Origin of the sequence: Nonomuraea rhodomycinica (genome assembly GCF_013363995.1) — a bacterium.
Taxonomy (GTDB): Bacteria; Actinomycetota; Actinomycetes; order Streptosporangiales; family Streptosporangiaceae; genus Nonomuraea; species Nonomuraea rhodomycinica.
In genome coordinates, this window is record NZ_JABWGO010000010.1 from 98,700 (window position 1) to 117,279 (window position 18,580).

The window sequence follows — 18,580 nt, forward strand, 5'->3', positions numbered from 1 at the left end:
CGGGGACGCGGGAACCCCTGTCCCTACGATGAATCGGGTGACGATCCGTCGCGGCATCCCCCCGCTGCTCGTCCCGTTGCTCCTGCTGGTCGCCGTCGGCGGCTGCACCTCGGACGAGCCGGCCGGCGTCGAGCTGGCCGACGTCCGGCGCGCCCCGGTCACCGAGGTCGTCGAGGCCCCGGCCACGGTCGGCGCCCGCGCCACGGCGACCCTGCGCGCCCCCGCCCCGGGCACGCTGGCCAAGCTGTACGTCCGCGAGGGCGAACAGGTCCGCAAGGGCGAGCTGCTGGCCAGGATCCGCTCCCCGCAGGCGGAGGACCAGCTCAAGCAGGCCCGCCAGGCGGCCAGGCTGGCCTCGCCGGCCGCCCCGCGCCTGGCGAGCCCGCAGGTGCGGCTCGCCTCCTTCGACACCCGCGCCTTCGACGCCAAGGTCAGCAGGCACTTCGCCCGGGCCCGCAAGGAGGCGCGCAGGATCCGCGACGCCCAGGCCCGCAAGCAGCTCCTCGGGGCCATCGACCTGGCCGAGGCGCAGCACCGGGCGCAGACCAGGGCCCTGGCCTCGATCACCGCGCAGCTCAACCGGTCGATCAACAGCGTGCTGTCGGGGGTGACCAGCGGGTTCAGCGGCCTGGCCGGCTCCATGGCCTCGCTCCAGGCGGCCTCGCGCACCCAGGCGAAGGCCGCGGTCAAGGCGGCCGAGGGCACGGTCGCGTCGCTGGCGATCAGGGCCCCGTTCTCCGGGGTGGTCACCCTGGGCCGCGCCTCGGGCGGCGGCGGCTCGGGCGGCCTGGACGGGCTGCTGAGCCGGCTCCCCGGCGGCGGCCAGCAGCTCCCGTCGCTGCCGTCCACCGGGTCCGGCGGGGCGGGCACCCCCGTGGCGACCGGGGTCCCCGTGTCGGCCGGCGACCCGCTCGTGACCGTCACCGACGTGTCGAGGCTGACGCTGTCCGCCGACATCGACGAGACCGACGTCCTGCTGGTCAGGAAGGGCACCAAGGCCACGGTGGAGCTCGACGCCGTCCCCGGCGCCGGCTACCCGGGCCGCGTCACCGGCGTCGGCGTCACCCCGAAGGAGGGCACGACGGGCGGCGTCAGCTACCCGGTGCAGCTCTCGCTCGGCGCGGGGACGTTCGACGACGGCGGCGAGGCGCCCACGCCCAAGCCGGGCATGAGCGCGGTGGCGCGGCTGACCGTGCGCGAGTCGTCCTCGGCCGTGTCGGTCCCGGCGTCCGCGATCGTCTCCAGCGGGCGCGAGAGCGTCGTCTGGGCCGTGCGCGGCGGGGTGGCCGAGCGCCGCGTGGTCAAGCTCGGCGCCCAGGGCGAGGCGGTGGTCGAGGTGCTGAACGGGCTGTCGGTCGGCGAGCGGGTCGTGGTCAAGGGCGCCGACTCCGTACGGCCGGGCCAGCGCCTGCCATGACGGCCCCGGCACCGCCCGCGATCGAGGCCGTGGACCTCACCCGCCGCTACGACCTGGACGGCGTGTCCGTCGAGGCGCTGCGGGGCGTGTCGCTGCGGATCGGTCAGGGGGAGTTCGCGGCCATCGTCGGGCCGTCGGGCTCCGGCAAGTCGACGCTCATGCACCTGCTCGGCTGCCTCGACCGCCCCACCTCCGGCGTGCTGCGGATCAACGGGGTGGAGATGTCCGGCCTGTCCGACACGCGGCTGGCGGAGCTGCGCAACCGGACGATCGGCTTCGTCTTCCAGTCCTTCCACCTGCTGGCCAGGACCACCGCCCTCGACAACGTCGCCCTGCCGCTCGTCTACTGGGGCGTCGGCCGGGCCGAGCGGCGCGAACGGGCCAGGACGGCGCTGGAGTCGGTCGGGCTCGGCCACCGGATGGGGCACCGCCCGTCGCAGATGTCCGGCGGCGAGCAGCAGCGGGTCGCCATCGCCCGGGCGCTGGTGGGCGAGCCCAAGGTGCTGCTCGCCGACGAGCCCACGGGCAACCTGGACACGCGCAACGGCACGGAGGTCATGGCGATCCTCGACCGGCTCAACGCCGAGAGCGGGGTCGCCGTCGTCCTGGTCACCCACGAGCCGGAGGTGGCCGCGCACGCGCGCCGCCAGATCCACGTCCGCGACGGGCGCATCGAGCTGGACACGGGGGCGGGGGGAGGGCCGTGAGGGGGCGCGAGTCGTTCGTCATGGCACTGGAGGCGCTGCGGGTCAACCGGCTGCGCAGCGCCCTGACCATGCTGGGCGTCATCATCGGCGTGCTGGCCGTGGTCGTCCTCGTCTCGGTCGGCACGGGCGCCAAGGACGCCGTGGAGAAGCAGATCTCCGGCCTCGGCACCAACATCATCCTGGTCGTGCCCGGGCAGCTCACCGTGGGCGCCGCGCCCACGCAGAGCCGGCTGAGCCTGGCCGACGTGGCCTACGTGCGGCGGGTGGTGGGCGACCCGGCCAAGGTGACCGTGTCGCTGCAGTCGGGGGAGACCGTGCGGGTGGGCCGTACGGAGGCGTTCGTGACGATCATCGGCACCGACCAGAACCTCACGAACGTCTTCCAGCGGCCCCTCGCCAAGGGACGCCACCTGAGCGAGACCGACGTCGACACGCGGCGCCGGGTGGCCGTGCTCGGCTCCGAGGTGGCGGCGCGGATGTTCGGCGACGTGGACCCGGTGGGACGGCAGGTCTCGATCGCCGGGGCGCGGTTCCGGGTGGTCGGCGTGTACGCCACGGTGGGGCAGACGTTCGGTCTCTCCCGCGACCAGGAGGTCCACGTGCCGGTGACGACGGCGCAGCGCATGCTCGGCGTCGACCGGGTCAACGGGCTGGCCGTGGGCGCGTCGGGGCCGGAGGAGGTGGAGGCGCTGCAGGGCAGGGTCGTGGCGGCGCTCACCGAGCGGTACCCGGGCGAGAAGTTCTCCGCGGTCACCCAGACCCAGCTCCTCGGCACGATCGGCAGCGTGCTCGGCATGCTGACCGGCGTGCTCGCGGCCATCGCCGGGATCTCCCTGCTGGTGGGCGGGGTCGGCGTGTCCAACATCATGCTGGTCAGCGTGCGGGAGCGGACCAAGGAGATCGGGCTGCGCAAGGCGCTCGGCGCCCGCCAGCGTGACGTGCTGGCCCAGTTCCTCATCGAGGCGGTGCTGCTGACCACGATCGGCGGCGCGATCGGCATCGTGCTGGGCGTGGGCGGCGCGGTGGCGATCCGGTCGTTCACGGAGGTCCCGGCCACGATCACGTGGTGGTCGATCGCGCTGGCGTTCGGCGTGTCGGCCGTGGTGGGGGTGTTCTTCGGCGTGGCGCCGGCGCGGAGGGCGGGCCGCCTGGACCCCGTGGTCGCGCTCCGCGCCGAATGACCGGCCGATTGCGTGGTCAGGCGTCGCGGCGCAGCGTCAGGACGCAGGCGACGGCCAGCGTGACCGTGATCCAGCCGAGGTAGACGGCGAACCCGCTCCACGGTCCGAGCGAGCTGGACGCCGTCGGGAACGCCACCTGAACCCCGGCGTTGGAGGTGAACCAGTCGTTCACCGTCCTGCCCCACTCGCCGGGCAGCATGCGGGTGACCTGCGGCAGCACGAGGATCAGCCCGATGGCCGAGACGATCGCGCCGGGCGTGTGCCGGACCAGGGCGCCGAGCGCCAGCCCGAACAGGCCGCACGCCGTCAGGAAGAGGCCGGTGCCGGTGACCGTGCGCAGCACGCCGGGGTCGCCGAGCGAGGCCCCGCCGAGGATGGCCTGGCCGACGAAGAACGTGGCGAAGGAGGCCGCCATGCACGCCGCCAGGGCCACGGCCGTGAACACCACCAGCTTCCCGGCCAGCAGCCGCAGCCGCCTCGGCACCGCCATGTAGGACACCCGGATGGCGCCCGTGCGGTACTCACTGGTCACGACCAGCGCGCCCAGCGCGGCGACGGCCAGCGCGGCGAAGGAGTAGCCGCTCAGGCTGATCCCGGTGGCCTCGACGGACGGCACCGGGCCCGTGGCGGAGCGCTTCACCGCGATCGACATCAGGATGCCGATGGCGAGCATGAACAGCACGGCGGTGCCGAGCGTCCACATGGTCGAGCGGACCGAGCGCAGCTTGGTCCATTCCGAACGGATGACGTCGATCATGACGAGTACTCCAGGCTGTCCTTGGTGAGCTCCATGTAGGCGGCCTCCAGCGACGGCCGCACGAGCGTCAGCTCCTCCAGCGGCAGGCCGGCGCGGGCGGTGAGGGTGCCGATCTCCAGCGGCGTCATCGCCGTCACGCGCAGGTGGTCCGGGTGCAGCTCGCCGACCTTGACCAGCTCGGCCACCTCGGCCAGCCGGGGCGAGCGCACCCGTACGTACGCCTGCGAGCTGCGCCCGATGAACTCCGCCACACCCGTGTCGGCGATCAGCCGGCCCTTGCCGATGACGACGAGGTGGTCGGCGGTCTGCGCCATCTCGCTCATGAGGTGGCTGGAGACGAACACCGCCCGCCCCTCGGCGGCGAGCCGGCGCATGAAGGTGCGGATCCACAGGATCCCGTCGGGGTCGAGCCCGTTGACCGGCTCGTCGAAGATGAGGATCTCGGGGTCGCCGAGGAGCGCGGCGGCGATGCCGAGCCGCTGGGACATGCCGAGGGAGAACCCGCCGATCCGCTTGCGGGCCACCTCGCGCAGCCCCACGGTCTCCAGCACCTCCATGACCCGGCCCGCCGGGATGGCGTTGCTCTGGGCGATGGCCAGCAGGTGGTCGCGGGCGCTGCGCCCGCCGTGGACGGCCTTGGCGTCCAGCAGCGCGCCCACCTTGCGCAGCGGGTGACGCAGGTCCCGGTACGGCACGCCGTCCACGAGGACCGATCCGCCGGTGGGACGGTCGAGGCCGAGGATCATCCGCATGGTCGTCGACTTGCCGGCGCCGTTCGGCCCGAGGAAGCCGGTCACCCGTCCGGGCTCGACGTCGAAGGAGAGGTCTGCCACGGCGACGGTCCGGCCGTAGCGTTTGGTCAGGTTCGTCGCGCGTATCGCGGTCATGTCCCCAGCCTGGCGGCGCGACGGCGCGCGATCCTCCTGCCGGAGGACCGTTCGCGGGCGCGCGCCCTGGGAGCGCGGTCCTACTCTCCTGGTGTGATCATCCCTGACTCGTAGGCGGCGATGACCGCCTGGGCGCGGTCCCTGACGCCGAGCTTGCCGAACAGGCTGGTGACGTGGTTCTTCACGGTCGAGGGGGAGACGCCCAGGTCGGCGGCGATCTCGCCGTTGGAGTGGCCGCGCCCGATCAGCGCGAGGATCTCGCGCTCCCGGTCGGTGAGCCCGGACAGGGGGGAGCGGCGGCCGGGGCGGCGCGGGCGGGCGGCGCGGACGAACGTGCCGATGAGGCGGGTCAGCAGCCGCGGCGCCACGGCCGACTCGCCCCGGTGGACCACGCGCACCCCCTCGACCAGCTCCTCCGGGGAGACGTCCTTGGGCAGGAAGCCGTTGGCCCCGGCGCGCAGCGCGGCCACGACGTTCTCGTCCAGGTCGAACGTGCTGAGTGCGAGCACCCGCACCCCGGGCAGCTCGTCGGTGATCAGCTCGGTGGCGCGCACCCCGTCGAGGCCGGGCATGTGCAGGTCCATCAGCACCACGTCGGGCCGCAGCCGCCGGCTCTGCTCGACCGCCTCCTCGCCGTCGGCGGCCTCGCCGACCACGGTCATGTCCGGCTGGGCGTCCAGCATGAGCCGGAAGCCCATGCGCACCAGCGCGTGGTCGTCCGCCAGCAACACCGCGATCATGCCGGTTCCACGGGGGTCATGCCTGCTCCAGGGGGATCTCCAGAGGGATGCGGGCGCGCACCCGGAAGCCGCCTTCCGGGCGGTGGCCCGCGCGTAACTCGCCGCCGCACAGGGCCACGCGCTCGGCCATGCCGCCGAGCCCGAACCCGGGCGGCCCGTCGGGCCGGGCGCCGTCCGCGCCGTCGTCCAGGACCTCCACCTCGACCCTCTCCCGCTCGTACGCGAGCAGGATCCGGGCCCGCGCGCCCGGCGCGTGCTTGCGGGTGTTGGTCAGCGCCTCCTGGACGATCCGGTACACGGCGTGGTCCACGGCCGCCGGCAGGGGCACGGCCGCGCCGGTCACGGTCAGCTCGGCCGGGAGGCCGGCGGTGCGGGCCTCCTCGACCAGCGCGGGCAGGCGGTCGGCGCCGACGCCCGTGGCGGCGTCGGCCCCGTCGCCGTCGCCGGCCCGCAGGACGTACAGGAGCTGGCGCATCTCGGCCAGCGCCTGCCGGGCGGTCTGCTCGGCGCCGGACAGGGCCTCGCGGGTGACGTCGTGGCCGGGCGGGAGCGTGGCGCGGGCGCCGCCGACCAGGGCGTTGATCACGCTGAGGTGGTGCGCGACGACGTCGTGCAGTTCGCGCGCGATGCGCCGCCGCTCGGCGCGGACCGCGGCCTCGGCCGCCTCCGTGCGGTCGCGCTCCCTGAGCTCGGCGCGGACGCGGGCGAACTGCCCCACGCCCATGGAGGCGAGGAACACGAACGCGTTGGTCACCCAGACGCTGCTGGTGTCCACGGCGATCATGATCGCGGCGTTGTAGACGACCACCGCCGCGGCGGTGAGCCAGACGGCCGTCCTGCCCCTGGTGTAGCGGCCGACGCTGTAGAGGGCGACCGCCACGGGGACGTTCGGTCCCACGATGAGGCCGGTGGCCAGGCCCATCAGGTCGAGCGCCGCGACGAGGGCGAGGGCGTGGTCCGGGTGACGGCGCCGGACGAGCAGCGGGATCGTGGAGACCACGTAGTGGGCGGCGCCGGCCGCGAGCTGGGGATGGCCCGCCAGGACGACCGACACCAGGCCGGCGCACCCGATCAGGGCCAGCACGGCGACGAGCGCGACGTCGAAGACCCAGGGGCGCCTGAAGAAGCGCCACGCGGCCGCGGCGCGCCGGGCCGCCGGCCGGAGGGGAGCCATGATCTGAGCTTATGCGGGCCGTGTCCGCGCGGGCGGGGGCGAGCGGGGAGCGGCGACGTCTCACCTTGATCAACGGGTGCCGCCACGTGGGCCCGGCCGGGGGACGCTGCGGTAACGTCGCCCCAAGGCGAGGGAACGGGAGAGCTATGAGTCGGACAGCACGGGTCATCTGGGACGACGCTCTCACCTCATACAACTTCGGTCCCGGTCATCCGCTCGCGCCCGTCCGGGTCGAGCTGACGATGGCGCTGGCCCGCGAGCTGGGCGTGCTCGACAAGGTGGAGACGGCCGGGTGCGCGCCGGCGGGCGACGACGAGCTGGCCATGGTCCACGAGCGCGGCTACATCGAGGCGGTCAAGCGGGTCTCGGCCACCGGCGCGCCCGACCTGTCGGCGGGTCTCGGCACACCGGACAACCCCGCCTTCCGCGGCGTCCACGAGGCCTCCGCGCTGATCGCCGGCGCCTCCCTGGCCGCCGCGCGGGCGGTCTGGGAGGGCACGGCCGAGCACGCGGTCAACGTGGCGGGCGGCCTGCACCACGCCATGGCCGCCACGGCCAGCGGCTTCTGCGTCTACAACGACCCGGCGCTGGCCATCGCCTGGCTGCTGGCGCGGGGCGCCACCCGGGTCGCGTACGTGGACGTCGACGTCCACCACGGCGACGGCGTGCAGGCGGCCTTCTACGGCGATCCCCGTGTGCTGACGATCAGCCTGCACGAGAGCCCCCGCACGCTCTTCCCCGGCACGGGCTTCGCGGAGGAGACCGGCGCTGAGGGCACGGCCGTCAACGTGGCGCTCCCGGCGGGGTGCGGCGACGCCGGGTGGCTGCGGGCCTTCGACGCGGTCGTGCCGCCGCTGCTGCGTGAGTTCCGTCCGGAGGTGCTGGTCACCCAGCACGGCTGCGACAGCCACGCCCTCGACCCGCTGGCCAACCTCATGCTCAGCGTCGACGGACAGCGCGCCGCGTACGCGGCGCTGCACCGGCTGGCCCACGAGACGGCGGGCGGCCGGTGGATCGTCACCGGCGGCGGCGGTTACGAGCTGGTGCAGGTGGTGCCGCGGGCGTGGACGCACCTGATCGCGGAGGTCGCGGGGCATCCGCTCGACCCGGCCACGCCGACCGGAGAGGAGTGGCGGCGTCTCGCGCGGGAGCGCACGGGGGAGACCCCGCCGCTCACCATGACAGACGGCCGCAATCCGGAATTTCGCTCACTTTCCGGTGGTTATGACCCAGGAGATCCCATAGACCGTGCGATCATGGCGACCCGCAACGCGGTCTTCCCCCTGCACGGCCTCGATCCCATGCCCTGACGAGCCCCCATGCCCTGACGAGGAAGAGCAGTGCTGAGCCGCGACGAACTCCGCGAGCATCTGGTGCGCACCCGCATCGCCGGCGATGTCGCGACCCCCCGCGAGAACAACCTCGACCACTACAGCTCCCTGGCCAACGGCGACCCGTACTACCTGCTCGGCCTGACCTGCGAGCAGCCCTGGTCGTTCCGGGACGTCCTGGAGCTGATGGCCAAGTCCGCGGGCGTGGTCGCCGATCCCGGCCACCGCTGGGGACAGGACACCATCGACCCCGACCTCACGATCGAGGCCCTCGACGCCATGGCCGAGCGCATCGCCGCCGCGCTGTCGCGCGAGCGCCCGAGGCTGCTGTTCGCCACCGGCCATCCGACCGGCCTGCTGGCCGTCCACCTGCCGCTCGCCCGCCTCGCCGCCGAGCGCGGCGCGACCCTGCTGACGCCCGCCGAGGGCTGGACGTACTCCGGGTCGGGCTTCGGCCGGCCGCGCCGGCTGCGCTACCTCGACGACGTGGCGATGCTCGACGACAAGGGCGGCTTCGTCCACACCCACGACGCGGCCCCGATGGAGTGGATGCTCGCCGAGCTGGGCGACGCGCCGCCGGACCTCGTCATCGCCGACCACGGCTGGGCGGGGGCCGCCGGTGAGGCCGGCGTGCCCACGGTGGCCTTCGCCGACAGCAACGACCCCGGCCTGTTCGTGGGCGAGGCCGAGGGCAAGATCGACGTGGTCGTCCCGCTCGACGACAACGTGCTACCCCGCTATTACGCTCCGCTGACCGAACGCCTCGTCACTCTGGTCACACGAGCCCTTTGAGTTCAATTCGGCCCTCCCGATACCGTCTTTTCGCGCCTGCATTCCAAGAGGCTCGCTGTCCCTTTGCCAACTTTTGACGCGTCCTGGGCGACTCTATGTGTGACGAGTTGGACGGTTCCAAGTCCAGGCGAGGTGCACGGCAGCGGCGCTGGCCAGCCATTTCGCTGGTTCGGCTGACAGAGGGCTCCGCCAACTGAGAAACTAGGGGGTTTGCCGACTCGGAGTCCCGTCTTACGCTGACAGCAGTACACGTGCGTGAGCAATGGCACCAGTGGGGATAACCCGGAAACACGTGCGGAAGAGGCGTCCGATGGCTGCAGGCGAAAGACCTCTCAGCGAGGTGAAGTTCCTGACCGTGGCAGAAGTCGCCACGGTCATGCGGGTGTCCAAGATGACCGTGTACCGGCTGGTGCACTCCGGTGAGCTGCCGGCCATCCGAGTCGGCCGGTCCTTCAGAGTGCCCGAGCAGGCGGTCCACGACTATCTGCGGGAGGCCTACATCGAGGCAGGCTGATGCTGGAGTAGCGGTGTGCGACACACCGCGAGTGCCGACGCGGGAGAGGCCTGGCCGGCGCCACGCGGCCGGGCTCTCGCCCCCCCTGGGGCGATCTACCGTGGATCGCCGGTAGTCTGTGAGCCGGTGTGCGCTCGCACACCGTCGTACTTGCTACCAGCACTGGGGGTCCCGTGGGCTCTGTGATCAAGAAGCGCCGCAAGCGGATGGCCAAGAAGAAGCACCGCAAGCTGCTCAAGAAGACGCGCATCCAGCGGCGTAACAAGAAGTAAGACACACGCAGCTGCGAGGCGCTGATGACCCACACCGTGCTCGTCACCGGGGTCTCGCGCCATATCGGCGCCCGGGTGGCGAGCGTTCTGGCGGCAGACCCGGACATCAGCCGCGTCATCGGAGTCGACACCGTGCCGCCCCCCTCCCTCACGCGGGACGGCGGCATCTCCCTCGGCCGGACGGAGTTCGTCCGGGTGGATCTGCGCAGCCCCGACATCGCTCAGGTGATCGCGGCCGCTGACATCGACACCGTCGTGCACATGAGCCTGGTGAGCGCTCCCTCGCGCACCACCGGGCGGGCGCTGATGAAGGAGCACAACGTCATCGGCGCCATGCAACTGCTCGGCGCGTGCCAGCGGTCGGCCACCGTGCGGCGCGTCGTGGTGCGCTCCACCACGGCCGTCTACGGGTCGTCGCCCCGGGATCCCGCGGTGTTCACCGAGGACCTGGAGCCCCACGACGGCCCGGTCCACGGCTACGCCAAGGACGCGGCCGAGGTGGAGGGCTACGTGCGCGGTTTCGCGCGCCGCCGTCCCGACATCACGGTCTCGCTGCTGCGCTTCGCCAACTTCATGGGTCCGGGCGTCGACTCGCCGCTGACCCGGTACTTCACCCAGCCGGTGCTGCCGACGGTGTTCGGCTTCGACCCGCGGCTGCAGTTCGTCCACGAGGACGACGCGGTCGAGGTGCTGCGCCGGATGGCGACGGAGGACCACCCCGGCACGTTCAACGTGGCCGGGGCCGGCGTGCTGCTGCTGTCGCAGTGCGCGCGCCGCGCGGGCAGGGCGTCGATGCCGCTGCTCGCGCCGGCCTTCCGCATGCTGGGCGACGCCGCGCGCCGGGCGGGGCTGGTCGACTACTCGCCCGAGCAGGTGCGGCTGATGAGCCACGGCCGCGTGGTCGACTGCTCCCGGCTGGAGGCCGAGCTCGGCTGGAAGCCCAAGTTCACGACCGGCGCGGCGTTCGACGACTTCCTGCGGTCGCGGAGGCTTCGCCCGCTCGGAGGTGCCCGCAGGTGAGCGTCCCGGACCACGAGGAGGCGCGGGTGGTCCCGATCACCGCCGCCCCCTCCTACGACCAGTCCGACCGGCCCGACCCGCTCGCGGAGGCGCTGGCCTTCCTGCGGCGGCGCATCACCGGCGACTACGAGGTCGACGAGTTCGGCTACGACGCCGAGCTCACCGACAAGGTGATGCTGGAGCTGATCCGGCCCCTCTACCGCCACTGGTTCCGGGTCGAGACCGTCGAGCTGAAGAACGTGCCCGCCGACGGCGGCGCGCTCGTCGTCGCCAACCACTCCGGCACGCTCCCGGTCGACGCGCTCATGATGCAGGTGGCGCTGCACGACGAGGCGGGCCGGCCGCTGCGCCTGCTCGGCGCCGACCTGGTCTACCAGCTCCCCGTGCTCGGTCACCTGTCGCGCAAGACCGGCCACACGCTGGCCTGCCCCGAGGACGCCGACCGGCTGCTGCGCAAGGGCGAGCTGGTCGGGGTGTTCCCCGAGGGCTTCAAGGGCGTGGGCAAGCCCTACTCCGAGCGTTACAAGCTGCAGCGCTTCGGCCGGGGCGGCTTCGTGGCCTCGGCCATCAGGGCGGGCGTGCCGATCGTGCCGACCGCCGTCGTGGGGGCCGAGGAGATCTACCCGAAGATCGGCGACCTGCCGACCCTGGCGCGGCTGCTCGGGCTGCCCTACCTGCCGATCACGCCGTTCTTCCCGCTGCTCGGCCCGCTCGGGCTGGTGCCGCTGCCGTCGAAGTGGATGATCGAGTTCGGCGAGCCGATCCGCACCGACGAGTACGACGCGTCGGCCGCCGACGACCCGATGGTGGTCTTCGAGCTGACCGACCACGTCCGCGAGGTCATCCAGCAGATGCTCAACGAGCTGCGGCTGCGCCGCGGTCACGCGTTCCCGCCTTTTCTCTAGATTTTCCCGACGGCCCGCAACCGGTCGCGAGGGGCCGGTGTTCCTCAGGACGTCAAGCACACCGACGCAGAGGAAACATCGTGGACCTGCAGCTTTCCGGCCGTGTGGCCGTCGTGACCGGCGCCTCCAAGGGCATCGGCCTGGCCGTCGCACGCACCCTGCACGAGGAGGGCGCGCACGTCGTGGCGGTCTCCCGCACCCGCACCGACGACCTGCCGGACAAGGTGGTCCACGTGGCCGCCGACCTGATGGACCCGCAGGCGCCCGCCCGGGTCGTGGCCGCCGCGGTGGAGGAGTTCGGCGGGGTGGACATCCTGGTCAACAACGCCGGCGGCCCGCCGCCCGGCGTCACGCTGCCGCGGGTCGGCTTCCTGGCGCCCGACGACGCCGCCTGGCGGGAGATGTTCGAGTTCAACCTGTTCGCGGCGGTCCGGATGGTCCGGGCGGCCGTGCCGGTCATGCTGGAGCGCGGCGGCGGCGCCATCGTGAACGTCTCCTCGACGATGGGCAAGCAGCCGTCGGCGATGAACGTCGACTACGGCGCGGCCAAGGCGGCGCTCGACCACGTCGGCAAGGCCCTGTCCGAGGAGTACGGCCCGCAGGGCATCCGGGTGAACACCGTCCTGCCCGGCGCCGTGCTCACCGACTGGTGGACCAAGGAGGGCGGCGCGGCCGACGTCATCGCCGGGATGGCCGGCGCCGACAAGGACAGCGTCATCTCCACGGTGGCCCCCCAGATGATGCGGATGGTCACCGGCCGCCTGGTCCACCCGCAGGAGGTCGCCGACGCGGTGGCGCTGCTGGCGTCCCCGCGTTCCGGCAGCACGACGGGCTCCGAGGTCGTCGTCGACGGCGGCTTCCTCAAGGAGCTGTAGGGTCGGCCCGGCACGCCGTCACCGCGGCGTGAACCCGGACGGCGGGTTGTGGCGAGACATCTCCGACCGACTTCCCCCACCGAAGGGCGGAGATGATTACGCAACCCGCCACCAGGGGCGCTGACGCCGAGCTCGTCAGCGCCTCCTGGACCGAGCCGGAGGCGTTCGCCGAACTGTTCGACCGCTACTCCGCCATGCTCTACAGGTACGTCTCCAAGCGCCTCGGCCCCGAGCCCGCGGAGGACCTCGTCGGCGAGACGTTCCTCGTCGCCTTCTCCCGCCGCAGGAGCTACGACCTGGCCTACGCCGACGCGCGGCCCTGGCTGTTCGGCATCCTCACCAAGCTCATCTCGCGCCACCGCCGCACCGAGGCGGCCCGCTACCGCGCCCTGCTGCGGGCGCCCGTCGAGGACCGCGTGGACTCGCCCGCCGACCGGGTCGCCGCCGGCGTCTCCGCGCAGGCCGCGCGGCCCGAACTGGCCGGAGCGCTGGCCGCCCTGCCGGCCAAGGACCGCGACGTGCTGCTGCTCATCGCCTGGGGCGACCTGACGTACGAGGAGACCGCGCAGGCCCTCGGCATCCCTGTCGGCACCGTGCGCTCCCGCCTCAACCGAGGCCGGCGGAAGGTGCGCGCGGCGCTCGGCCACACGAACCCGCTGCTCGACGAGGAGGCGTGACGATGGACGACATGAAGCTGCTGCGCGACTTCGGCGCCGCGCTGGAGCACGAGCCGCCCGCCACGCTCGCGCGGCAGCGCAACCGCCTGACCGAGGCGAAGCCGCGCCGGAGGAGAGTGGGCCTGCTGGTGACCGGCCTGGCCGCCGTCGCCACCGCCGCCGCGGTCGCGGTGCCCACGCTGGTGCTGCGCGGCCACCAGACCGTCGCCCCGCCGACCGGGGCCCGGCCGGCGAAGGTGACGACCGGCACGCTCAACGTGCTGGTCGTCGGCACCGACGGCGAGGCGGGCTCGGAGCGCTTCCGGCACGGGGCGCGCACCGACACGATCCTGCTGGTGCACGTGCCCGCCGACCGCAAGGAGATCACCGCGGTCAGCATCCCGCGCGACTCCCTCGTGCAGATCCCGCGGTGCGGGTCACAGCCGCCCAGGAAGGACATGATCAACTCGGCGTTCGACAAGGGCGGGCTGGCCTGCACGGTCAAGACGGTCGAGACGCTGACGGACGTGCGGATCGACCACATGATGGAGGTGGACTTCACCGCCTTCAAGCAGGTGGTGGACGCCCTCGGCGGCATCCAGGTGAAGCTCAGGGAGCCCGTGAACGACCCGAAGGCCAAGCTGAGGCTGCCGGCGGGCACCAGCGTGCTGAACGGCCAGCAGGCGCTCGGGTACATGCGGCTGCGCTCGTACGGCGACGGCTCCGACATCCAGCGGATCAAGCGTCAGCAGGTGCTCCTGCGCGCGATGCTGGCCAAGGGGAAGAAGATGCTCACCGACCCCGCCAAGGTGCGCGCCTTCCTCGGCGTCGCCGGTAAGTCGATCAAGACGGACGAGGGCTTCGACCTGGAGACGATGGCCGACCTCGCCGTCTCCATGAGCGACACCCGGCTGACGGGTTTCCTCACCGTGCCGTGGGTGCCCAGCCCGGACGACCCCAACCGGGTCGTCTGGAAGCAACCGGACGCCGGTCGGCTCTTCGCGAGGCTGCGCTAGCCCTACAGGTGGGGGCGGTAGTGGCGGCGCAGCGCGATGCCCGCCGCCACGCCGCCCGCCACCGCCCCGACGCCCGCGGCGATGGGCAGCGCGGTCAGCGTGGCCTTGCGGCCGGTGCGGAAGTCCTTGATCGGCCAGCCGACCTGCTTGGCGTGCTCGCGCAGCTCGGTGTCGGGGTTGATGGCCATCGCGTGGCCCACCAGCGACAGCATGGGCAGGTCGTTGGCCGAGTCGCTGTAGGCGGTGCAGCGGGTGAGGTCGAGGCCCTCGCGGCGGGCCAGCGCCCGCACCGCCTCGGCCTTGGCCGGGCCGTGCAGCAGGTCGCCGACCAGCCGCCCGGTGTAGATGCCGTCGCGGGTCTCGGCGACGGTGCCGAGCGCTCCGGTCAGGCCGAGCCGCTGCGCGATGACCCGGGCCAGCTCGACCGGGGTGGCCGTCACCAGCCAGACGCGTTGGCCGGCGTCGAGGTGGCTCTGCGCGAGCGCGCGGGTGCCGCCCCAGATGCGGTCGGCCATGACCTCGTCGTAGATCTCCTCGCCGAGCCGTACGACGTCGTCGACCTTGGCGCCGGCGACGAAGGCGAGGGCGGTCTCGCGGGCCACGGCGATGTGCTCGGGATTCTCGTTGCCGCGCAGGCGGAACACCGCCTGGCCGACGGCGAACTTGAACAGGTCGGACGTCGTGAACATGCCGCGCGTCGCCAGACCCCGGGCGAAGTGGTAGATCGAGGCGCCGCGCATCATCGTGTTGTCGACGTCGAAGAACGCCGCCGCCTCCAGGTCGGGGTCGGCCGGGGGCGCCGTCACGGCGGCCGCCGCCGCGGCCTCGCCGGCGATCTCCGCCTCCACCTCGCGCCGTCGTCGGATAAGCCGCATGCCGTTCAGCTTACCCAGGCGGAGCCGCCAGTCCTTCGATGTAATCGAGGTATCCGGTCGCCTGGTCCTGGTCGTCGCCGGCCATCCGCTCCAGCATCGGCTCGACCATGTCGCGCTGGTCCCGGGCGAAGCTGCTGATCTTCGGCGAGCGGGGCCGCACGCGTTCGAGCCTGGTGATCCCGGAGCGGGTGGACTCCTCCATGTCCCTGAGCGCCTTGCCGACCAGCGCGTCCTTGCCGGGTGAGCTCTCGCGGGAGGAGCCGAGCAGCTCGGCCATCTCCTCGGCCCTGGCCTTGGCGGACTCCAGCTCCCGTTCGGCCCGCTCGACGTCGTCGCCGCTGAGCCGGACCAGGGTGCTCTCGGCCGCGCGCTTGAGCGGGTAGAGCGGGTCGCCCGGCACCGCTCGGTACGTGGCGAAGGCCGACAGCATCATGACCGCCGCCAGGCCCAGCGTGGCGAGCTGCGACAGCAACGGCCGCGCGCGCACCCGGCGGCCGGCGGAGCGGCGGCGGGAGGGGCGGCGGCGGGAGGGGCGGGTGCGCGCGCCGGGGCCGCGCCGGGAGGAGCCGGGGCGGAGGCCGCCCGGGGGGTGCTCGGCGGTGCCGGAACTCGCGGCGAGGAGCTCGTCACGCAGCCGGTCGCGGAAGGCGTCGCTCGGTCCGCCGCCGAGCGGCAGCTCCCGCAGCTCGGTGAGGTGACCCAGCACGCGTTCGCGCGATCTGCGCGACCAACCCATGACAGCTCCCTGAAATCCCCCGAAAATGATCCAGTCGTGACAAATGACTAACGAAGTGACGCGATGGGAGGTTACGCAAGGTCATGGACGACGCGAGGTCTTGAATGATGCGGGGTCGCGGGTCAGGCGAGGTCGTGGCGGAGGGCGCGCGCCAGCGCCTTGACCGCCCGGAACTGCAGGGCTTTGATCGCTCCACTCTTCTTTCCCATGATCAACGCCGTTTCGGCCACCGACAGGCCGTGCAGGAAGCGCAGCACCACGCACTCCTGCTGCTCCGGGCCGAGCTCGCGCACCGCGCGCAGCACCCGGTCGTTGACGATGGCCGTGACCACGGCGTTCTCCGGGATGTGCGCCCCGTCGAGCGGGACGTCGATCACCTCTCCCGTCGGGATCTCCAGCCGGTAGCGCCCCGACTTGAAGTGATCGGTCACCAGGTTGCGCGCGATCGTCACGAGCCAGGCCCCGAAGTCGCGCCCCTGCCAGGTGAATCCGGCGATGCGGCGTAACGCGCGCAGGAAGGTCTCGCTGGTCAGGTCCTCGGCCAGCGGATGTGAGCCCACCCGGAAGTAGATGTAGCGATAGACCAGCCCAACGTAACGGTCGTAGAGCGTGCCAAAAGCCTCCGTGTCACCAGTCTTGGCGCGCAGCACCAGCAGGCGTAAGTCGTCGGGGAGCTCCTCGCGTACGGCGAGCTCGGACGTCCGGGCGGCGCCGGGGACCGCTGGGGAAAGCAGCCCGGCGAACGGCCACGAGTCAGGCATCCGGTATCCCTACGGGTAAGGGGTGCGGCGTGCTCGAACACTCTAGAAATCAACTCGAAATTCCACAATCCAGGTCCAGCAGGCATGACTTGCCGTAATCGGCGGATACCGTGTGGACCGACCCGTTCCCTCTTCGGCTACCGGCTGGGAGGCATCGTCCGGCAGCATTGGAGTCACCATGGAGATCCTCGTTGCTGTCATTGCCTTCGCCGGTGCTCTCCTCGCCGCGATCGCCACGGGCGCCCTCGTGCGCCGGTTGCGTGAGGAGGTCGAGGGGTGGCTGATCGCCTGGACCGCCGCGGCGGTCGCGCTCTGCCTCTCACTCGCCGTGATCGGCCTCGGCTACCTGGCGGGCTTCGGCCCCGTCACGTTCAAGCTCTACCAGCTCACCGGATCGCTGCTGGCGCCGCTCTGGCTCGCCATCGGCCTGGTCCAGCTGCTGGCCGAGAAGGTGCCGCCGAAGTTCGCCGCCTGGCTGTTCGGCGTCGCGTTCACGATCGTGGCGGGCGTCATCCTCCTCGCCGACCCGGTCATCGGCGGCGACGGCATGTCCAAGGTCCTGCCCCCCGGCAACGGGCACTGGGGCATCTTCCCCGACTACCTGCTCGTCGGCGCGCACGTCGTCGTGACGGCGTTGCTCCTCGGAGCACTGGTGACGGCCGCGCTGCGATGGCGCAACGGCGACGAGTACGACACCGACAACCTGCACGCGGTGCTGGTCGTCGTGCCGTCCACGCTGGCCGTCGTGGGCGCCATGCGCTTCGCCGTGCCGGGGTTCTTCACGGCCGCGCTGCTCGTGGTGGCCGCCGCCGGCGTCTGGTACTGCGTGCTGCGCCCGCTGGCGCCGTACGAGGACGACGAGGACGAGGACGGCTTCGACGGCGCGGACGTCCGCGACCGCGGCACCGAGCCCGGCCGGGCCGAGGGCGGGCGCGCGGGGGGCCGCCGGGCCGCCCGGCACGGCGGCGAGCCGGGCCTCGACGCCCCGCCCGGCGTGCGGCCCGAGCCCCTGGGCTCCGCCCCGGCCACGGGCGCCATGGCCTCCATGGCCGACGCGCCGCCCACGCGGCCCTCCCGGCGGGCGACGGGCCTGGGCGACCTGGTGGCCGAGTACCGGGCGGGCGACCGCGAGCCGGGCTTCGGCGCCCGCGGGGTGCCCCCCGAGGACGGCCCCTCGACCGGCTACATCATGAACGGCCGGCACGGCGGGACCGACCCCGGCTTCGGCGACCTTCGCGCCGACTCCGGCCGCCAGGACGACTTCAAGGGCTTCGGCCGTCCTGACGACTTCGGCCGTCCCGACGACTTCGGCCGCCGTGACGACTTGGGCCGCCGCGACGACTTCGGGGGCTTCGGCCGTCCCGACGAGCCCGGCGGTCCCGAAGGCTTCGGGCGGCCCCGCGACGACCTGGGCGGTCCCGAGGGCTTCGGCCGCTCCCGCGACGACCTGCGCGACCAGCGCGGCGACCTCGGCATGCCGCCGGGCGGCCCCGCGACCGGCGCGCTCTTCTCCGGCGCCGAGCTGTTCGGCGGCGGCCAGCACGCCGGGCCGGGCCCCCAGCGCCACGCCCAGCAGCCGCCCCAGCCCCAGACCCAGGCGCAGCCCCAGCCCGGTTCCGGCAAGCCCTCACCGAGCATCTACGGCATGCTGACCGTCTTCACGCTCATGGACGGCTCGGGCGAGGCGTTCGACCGGCTCGCCGAGCAGACCGTCGAGGCCGTGCGCCGCGGCGAGCCCGACACGCTCGTCTACGCCTGCCACGCCGTGAAGTCCGCGCCGCTCCAGCGCATCGTCTACGAGCTGTACCGCGACGAGGTCGCCTACCGCGACCACCAGCGCCAGCCGCACGTGGAGCGGTTCGTCAACGACCGCCAGAACATGGTGCTGGCCACCAACGTCATCGAGCTCAACGTCAACGCCGCCAAGGTGGTGCCCCTGCCCACGGCGATGTTCTAGGGGCCGT

20 protein-coding genes are annotated in these 18,580 nt (G+C 72.8%); 13 read left to right on the forward strand and 7 right to left on the reverse strand.

Going from position 1 to position 18,580, the window contains the following annotated elements; translation table 11 throughout:
* Positions 1-37 precede the first annotated feature (37 nt).
* From HT134_RS32420 to HT134_RS32430, 3 genes are read left to right on the forward strand one after another with little or no spacing between them, the layout of a single operon-like run.
* Entirely contained in the window at positions 38-1,417 is a 1,380-nt protein-coding gene (locus tag HT134_RS32420; RefSeq protein WP_175604288.1) for an efflux RND transporter periplasmic adaptor subunit, read from the forward strand.
* Positions 1,414-2,124, forward strand: a complete 711-nt coding sequence (locus HT134_RS32425) for an ABC transporter ATP-binding protein (protein WP_175604289.1) — start codon at positions 1,414-1,416, stop codon at positions 2,122-2,124. Before HT134_RS32420 ends, HT134_RS32425 begins: the two co-directional genes overlap by 4 nt.
* Positions 2,121-3,305, forward strand: coding sequence for an ABC transporter permease (locus HT134_RS32430; RefSeq protein ID WP_175604290.1), 1,185 nt, complete (start codon positions 2,121-2,123; stop codon positions 3,303-3,305). The genes HT134_RS32425 and HT134_RS32430 overlap by 4 nt, the downstream gene beginning before the upstream one ends.
* A gap of 16 nt (positions 3,306-3,321) precedes the next feature.
* On the opposite strand, the gene HT134_RS32435 is transcribed toward HT134_RS32430, so the two are convergent.
* The 4 genes from HT134_RS32435 to HT134_RS32450 all read right to left on the reverse strand — a co-directional run bounded on the left by HT134_RS32435 (position 3,322) and on the right by HT134_RS32450 (position 6,863).
* Positions 3,322-4,062 (reverse strand): ABC transporter permease subunit, encoded by a 741-nt coding sequence (locus HT134_RS32435; protein WP_175604291.1) that lies wholly within the window; start codon positions 4,060-4,062, stop codon positions 3,322-3,324.
* A complete protein-coding gene (locus HT134_RS32440; protein ID WP_175604292.1) occupies positions 4,059-4,949 on the reverse strand; it encodes an ABC transporter ATP-binding protein in 891 nt (296 codons plus the stop codon). The genes HT134_RS32435 and HT134_RS32440 overlap by 4 nt, the downstream gene beginning before the upstream one ends.
* An 80-nt stretch (positions 4,950-5,029) precedes the next feature.
* Positions 5,030-5,689, reverse strand: a complete 660-nt coding sequence (locus HT134_RS32445; protein ID WP_175604293.1) for a response regulator transcription factor — start codon at positions 5,687-5,689, stop codon at positions 5,030-5,032.
* Between the two features lie 16 nt (positions 5,690-5,705).
* Positions 5,706-6,863 (reverse strand): sensor histidine kinase, encoded by a 1,158-nt coding sequence (locus tag HT134_RS32450; RefSeq protein ID WP_175604294.1) that lies wholly within the window; start codon positions 6,861-6,863, stop codon positions 5,706-5,708.
* A gap of 146 nt (positions 6,864-7,009) precedes the next feature.
* Here HT134_RS32450 and HT134_RS32455 point away from each other — a divergent pair, with 146 nt between their 5' ends.
* The 9 genes from HT134_RS32455 (at position 7,010) to HT134_RS32495 (ending at position 14,244) form a co-directional block, all read left to right on the forward strand.
* Positions 7,010-8,173, forward strand: a complete 1,164-nt coding sequence (locus HT134_RS32455) for an acetoin utilization protein AcuC (RefSeq protein WP_175604295.1) — start codon at positions 7,010-7,012, stop codon at positions 8,171-8,173.
* A 30-nt stretch (positions 8,174-8,203) separates the two neighbouring features.
* On the forward strand, positions 8,204-8,986 hold the full coding sequence (locus HT134_RS32460; RefSeq protein ID WP_175604296.1) for a phosphatase: 783 nt from the start codon (positions 8,204-8,206) through the stop codon (positions 8,984-8,986).
* Between the two features lie 310 nt (positions 8,987-9,296).
* Positions 9,297-9,500, forward strand: coding sequence for a helix-turn-helix domain-containing protein (locus HT134_RS32465; protein ID WP_043629748.1), 204 nt, complete (start codon positions 9,297-9,299; stop codon positions 9,498-9,500).
* Positions 9,501-9,673: 173 nt separating this feature from the next.
* Complete coding sequence (locus HT134_RS32470) at positions 9,674-9,772, forward strand: 30S ribosomal protein bS22 (protein WP_018654693.1); 99 nt, start codon at positions 9,674-9,676, stop codon at positions 9,770-9,772.
* 24 nt (positions 9,773-9,796) lie between these two features.
* Positions 9,797-10,792 carry an NAD-dependent epimerase/dehydratase family protein gene (locus tag HT134_RS32475; protein WP_175604297.1) on the forward strand — a complete coding sequence of 332 codons (996 nt, stop codon included), beginning with the start codon at positions 9,797-9,799 and terminating at the stop codon, positions 10,790-10,792.
* Entirely contained in the window at positions 10,789-11,697 is a 909-nt protein-coding gene (locus HT134_RS32480) for a lysophospholipid acyltransferase family protein (protein ID WP_376768133.1), read from the forward strand. Before HT134_RS32475 ends, HT134_RS32480 begins: the two co-directional genes overlap by 4 nt.
* Before the next feature lie 80 nt (positions 11,698-11,777).
* Complete coding sequence (locus tag HT134_RS32485; RefSeq protein ID WP_175604298.1) at positions 11,778-12,572, forward strand: SDR family NAD(P)-dependent oxidoreductase; 795 nt, start codon at positions 11,778-11,780, stop codon at positions 12,570-12,572.
* Positions 12,573-12,664: 92 nt separating this feature from the next.
* On the forward strand, positions 12,665-13,249 hold the full coding sequence (locus HT134_RS32490) for an RNA polymerase sigma factor (protein WP_175604299.1): 585 nt from the start codon (positions 12,665-12,667) through the stop codon (positions 13,247-13,249).
* Positions 13,250-13,251: 2 nt separating this feature from the next.
* Complete coding sequence (locus HT134_RS32495) at positions 13,252-14,244, forward strand: LCP family protein (RefSeq protein ID WP_175604300.1); 993 nt, start codon at positions 13,252-13,254, stop codon at positions 14,242-14,244.
* Positions 14,245-14,246: 2 nt separating this feature from the next.
* On the opposite strand, the gene HT134_RS32500 is transcribed toward HT134_RS32495, so the two are convergent.
* From HT134_RS32500 to HT134_RS32510, 3 genes are all read right to left on the reverse strand, one after another.
* Complete coding sequence (locus HT134_RS32500; protein WP_175604301.1) at positions 14,247-15,119, reverse strand: HAD family hydrolase; 873 nt, start codon at positions 15,117-15,119, stop codon at positions 14,247-14,249.
* 10 nt (positions 15,120-15,129) lie between these two features.
* The gene (locus HT134_RS32505) at positions 15,130-15,855 is read right to left on the reverse strand and encodes a DUF5667 domain-containing protein (RefSeq protein ID WP_175604302.1); all 726 of its coding nucleotides are present in this window, start codon (positions 15,853-15,855) and stop codon (positions 15,130-15,132) included.
* Between the two features lie 122 nt (positions 15,856-15,977).
* On the reverse strand, positions 15,978-16,616 hold the full coding sequence (locus tag HT134_RS32510) for a sigma-70 family RNA polymerase sigma factor (RefSeq protein WP_175604303.1): 639 nt from the start codon (positions 16,614-16,616) through the stop codon (positions 15,978-15,980).
* A gap of 178 nt (positions 16,617-16,794) precedes the next feature.
* Between HT134_RS32510 and HT134_RS32515 the strand changes: the two genes are divergently transcribed.
* The gene (locus HT134_RS32515; RefSeq protein WP_175604304.1) at positions 16,795-18,573 is read left to right on the forward strand and encodes an antibiotic biosynthesis monooxygenase; all 1,779 of its coding nucleotides are present in this window, start codon (positions 16,795-16,797) and stop codon (positions 18,571-18,573) included.
* Positions 18,574-18,580: the final 7 nt, after the last annotated feature.